General features: G+C 36.5%; 5 protein-coding genes. 3 read left to right on the top strand and 2 right to left on the bottom strand.

Annotated elements, in window-relative coordinates:
- Positions 1–269: 269 nt before the first annotated feature.
- Positions 270–644, top strand: coding sequence for a hypothetical protein (locus tag BD31_RS05975; RefSeq protein WP_048097508.1), 375 nt, complete (start codon positions 270–272; stop codon positions 642–644).
- 1 nt (position 645) lies between these two features.
- Here BD31_RS05975 and BD31_RS09830 read toward each other — a convergent pair whose 3' ends face one another.
- Positions 646–879: a hypothetical protein gene (locus tag BD31_RS09830; protein ID WP_100222195.1), complete on the bottom strand. Its 234-nt coding sequence runs from the start codon at positions 877–879 to the stop codon at positions 646–648.
- 111 nt (positions 880–990) lie between these two features.
- Between BD31_RS09830 and BD31_RS05970 the strand changes: the two genes are divergently transcribed.
- Complete coding sequence (locus BD31_RS05970) at positions 991–2,433, top strand: menaquinone biosynthesis decarboxylase (protein ID WP_008299936.1); 1,443 nt, start codon at positions 991–993, stop codon at positions 2,431–2,433.
- Here the strand turns inward: BD31_RS05970 and mqnC are convergent.
- Positions 2,428–3,546: a cyclic dehypoxanthinyl futalosine synthase gene (gene mqnC / locus BD31_RS05965; RefSeq protein ID WP_008299932.1), complete on the bottom strand. Its 1,119-nt coding sequence runs from the start codon at positions 3,544–3,546 to the stop codon at positions 2,428–2,430. The genes BD31_RS05970 and mqnC overlap by 6 nt on opposite strands.
- Positions 3,547–3,702: 156 nt before the next feature.
- On the opposite strand from mqnC, the gene BD31_RS05960 reads away from it, so the two are divergent.
- Positions 3,703–4,385, top strand: a 683-nt coding sequence (locus BD31_RS05960; protein WP_008299929.1) for a 2-amino-3,7-dideoxy-D-threo-hept-6-ulosonate synthase, incomplete at its 3' end; no start/stop codon positions are given.

Here is a 4,385-nt window from a genome sequence, read left to right as displayed (position 1 = left end):
GGTTTTGTCTCTGCAGGTTTTGTCTCTGCAGGTTTTGTCTCTGCAGGTTTTGTCTCTGCAGGTTTTGGTGCAGGCTTGGCCTCTAACTGAGTAGAAAGTTGATTTAGCTTTGCTTCTAATTGGGCAATCTTGTTTTCAAGATCTTGCTTTGTTTGCTTTTTAGCAGCTGCCATAATCTGATTGAATAATCCGGGGTTTATGTACATTTGGGTTGATTTCTGCAATTAATTTTGATCAAGTTTTATATGCATAAATGGCATACTGTGTGCATGGATGACTTTGAAAAAGAATATCCTGAGTTTGATTGGAAGAACACACCAGCATACAAACATCCTGGGGGAAAAGATTGCCCATGTCCAAAACACGAATACATCAGAGAACAGATCAATTTTACAAAACAGGTAAATCAAAAAGGCAAAGAGCCATCCAAAGTCACACTCAAGTTTTGTCCAGATCATTACAGAGTTTACATGGAAGAGGTGATCCCTGCAATGCCATTAAAATATAAAATTCTTACAAAGATTGCTCTAAAACTTGGAGCAATTCAAGTCGAACAGTTAAAGTACATGGAGTCAGAACTGTGTTTTTATTGTAAATTTGGTTCAGGCGGACATGACAGAAAAACTGAGCTTCCACCAATGTAGATTAATCAGGACTTAACAGAATTTTTGGTTTGTTGGGAGTATCATGATGACATCGCTTTCCACATAAAGGGCAACTCTTTCTATCAAGGAAAATACATTGGCAGATATGAGATTCAAAATAGGATTTGGCAGATTTGTTGGGTTCGCCAGTACCATTGCAAAAAGGGCATTCAGAACCAAGTAATTCTATAACTCCATTTCCATTACAAACAGCACATTTAGTGTCAGCCAACATTGCTTTTAGTCTAAAATGATAATTAAATAACAGCTGTTGAAAGAAATTAAATGAAATATGCTTTTCTTGAAAACGAGTTAAGCTTATACTTGAACGGGCTTCAGAGGGTTTGTGGCAATAGAAGACATACAGGGATTCATAACAGAGCTTGAAAAACACGGGGAATTAAAAAGAGTAAAAACTGAAGTAGATTCGGATTTAGAAATTGCAGAAATTTTGAGAAGAGAGATGTATTCTAATGGTCCTGCAATTCTTTTTGAAAATGTAAAAGGATACGACATGCCAGTTTTAGGAAATGCATTTGGCTCCATGAAGAGGTTGGAGATTGGATTAGAAATGACAGACTTTACAGAAATTGGCAAAAGGATTGCAGACATGACAAAAATGGATATGCCGTCAGGATTATTAAATAAAATTAAAAAACTTCCAGAACTTTCAAAGATGACAGCATCATTTCCCAAATTAGAAACAAGTGGGCCAGTAACAGAAATCTCATCAAAAGATGCAACATTTGACAACATACCAATTCTAAAATCATGGCCAGATGATGCAGGCAGATTCATCACTTTAGGATTAGTTGCAACCAAACATCCCAAAACAGGAGTAAGAAATCTAGGAGTGTACAGAATGCAGATAGTTGACAAAACACATGCGTTGATGCATTGGCAAAAACACAAAAGAGGAGCTCATCACAGCGATATTTCAAAAGACATGGGAGAAAAAATCCCAACAGCAATAATCATCGGAGGGGATCCTGCGACAATATTTTCATCAATTGCACCAGTCCCAGAAGGATTGGACAAGTACTTGTTTGCAGGAATCACAAGAAAAGAGGGAATCAAAACGGTGAAATGCAAAACAATTGATTTGGATGTTCCGGCAAATGCAGAAATTGTTTTAGAAGGATATGTGGATCCTGCAGACATTAGAGACGAAGGACCATTTGGAGATCATACAGGATATTATACACCAGTTGAACCATATCCAACTTTTACACTAACAGGAATAATGCGTAGAAAAAATCCAGTGTATGTCACAACAGTTGTTGGAAAACCAATTCTTGAAGATGCATATATTGGAAAAGTTATCGAGCGTTCATTTTTACCACTAATTCAAATGTTCCATCCAGAGGTAGTAGATTTCAGCATGCCAGCTGCAGGTTGGTTCCAAGGATTTGCTATCATGTCAATCAAAAAAAGATATCCAGGTCAGGCAAAAAAAGTGATGATGGGTTTATGGGGAATGGGACAACTTTCACTAACCAAGATGTTTGTGGTAGTAGATGAAGACATCAACGTACACGATATCAACGATGTAATTTGGGCCATTACTACAAGAGCAGATCCAGCAAGAGACACGACCATCATCAACAATACTCCAACAGATACACTTGACCCTGCATCACCACTTGTGAATCTGGGTTCCAAGATGGGAATTGATGCAACTCAGAAAACAAAAGAAGAGGGATATGAAAGAGAAATTCAGAAAACAGTGAAGGTAGATGATAAAACAAAGAATTTAGTAGATTCCAAGTGGTCCAATTACGGATTATAGTGCAGATACAGGATTGTAAAAATTATCTCGTTCTTCTACCTGATATCCGATTTGATGAATTGCATCCATAATTATTTTGTCAGTAAGTTCAGTAGAGCGTGCTCCTGTGCATGAAACTACTTCTTCTCCAATGAGAGTGCCACCAAAATCATCAGCCCCATATTGTAATGCTAATTGAGCCATTCCAACGCCATTGGTTAACCACGATGATTGAATATGGGAGATTAATCCATCAAACACTAATCGAGAAATGGCAATCATTTTCAATAGTTGTATTCCACCAGTTCCATATTCAACAATCCCTTCTTCATGCATCAAAGTATTATTCGGTTCAAAATTCCAGGGGATAAATGCCATGAATCCTTTAGTTTTTTCTTGTAGTTTTACAAGTTTGTAAAAGTGTTCAACAACATCATTATTATTTTCTACATGACCATACATCATTGTTGCAGAAGATGGAATTCCAAGAGAATGTGCTTCATCCATGATTCTAATCCAAGCATCACTAGAAATTTTCTTTGGGCTAATAATTTCTTTAACTGAATCAGTTAAGATTTCAGCACCTGCTCCTGGCATGGATTGTAAACCTGCATCTTTTAATCTAGATAAAATTTCTTTTGTAGAGGATTTCTCAACTCTCGCAATCATGTCAATTTCAGATGTCGATAATCCATGAACTCCAACTTCAGGGAATTTCTCTCGAATCATTCTAAATGCATCTTCATAATATTCGATTTTCAAATTTGGATTATGCCCACCTTGAATCAAAACTTGGCGGATCTTAAACATTCCATAAGCAGCTTTTACTCGAGATTCAATTTGATCAAGAGTTAGAGTGTAAGAATCTTCAGCGCCAGGAGATCTGTAAAATGCACAAAATTTACAATCAGTAATGCAGACATTGGTATAATTCAAAATTATATTATTCACAAATGATGCTTTTTTGCCAAACTGTTTTCTTGTAAGATGTCCAGAAACAAGGCCCATCAGATGAACATCGTCAGATTCTAATAACCTCAAACAATCTTCGGGTGAAGGTCTTTTGCCATTTAGAGAATTTTCTAAAATATCTTTAATATCGCTTTTTTGTATCTGCTCAGTAGTCTGACTCAAGTAATCTTCATCCTTTAGAATTTCTATTTAATCCTTGACAGGAATAATTAACAAAAAAGAGTTAAACAAAATGAGTGATTTGTGCTCAATTTTTAAGAAATGAGAGTTCAAAGATTCACGTTATTTTTAAGTAGGGCACAAAAATCAGATCAAATCATGGTAACAGGAAATCAGATCAGACTTAGTCGTATTCTTAGAAAAGGAAAAATGTTGTGCATTCCAATGGATCATGGAATCTCAAATGGACCTATTGAAGGTCTTGAAAACCCAGCAGACATAATTTACAAATGTGAAGGACATGGACTCACTAGTGTAATTATTAACAAAGGAATTATCAAAGCATTACCAAAACCAACCAAAGTAGGAATTTTAGTTCATTTTTCAAGCAGTACATCATTATCATTATCACCTAATCGAAAAATGCTGACAGGTACTGTCAAAGAAGCAGTTGCAATGGGAGCAGACGGAGTTTCACTTCACATCAACATTGGAGGTAAAGAGGAACCAGAGATGTTAGAACAGCTTGGTATGACTGCAGATCAATGTCACAAGTGGGGAATGCCTCTTTTAGCAATGATGTATCCAAGAGGAGAGAACATCAAAGATCCACACGATCCAGAAATTGTAGGTCATGTTGCAAGGATTGGAGCTGAATGTGGTGCAGATATTGTTAAAACACTATATACAGGAGATATTGATTCGTTTGCAAAAATTGTAAAGACGACACCAGTTCCAATTGTTATTGCAGGGGGACCAAAAGCAAAAACAGATTTAGATATTCTTCAAATGACTGAAGATGCTATGACTGCAGGAGCTAAAGGAGTTACATATGGCAGAAA

It is taken from the genome of Candidatus Nitrosopumilus salarius BD31 (assembly GCF_000242875.2).
GTDB classification, from domain to species: Archaea; Thermoproteota; Nitrososphaeria; order Nitrososphaerales; family Nitrosopumilaceae; genus Nitrosopumilus; species Nitrosopumilus salarius.
Note: the sequence above shows the minus strand (reverse complement) of the source record. Positions and strands in the feature narration are given on the sequence as shown.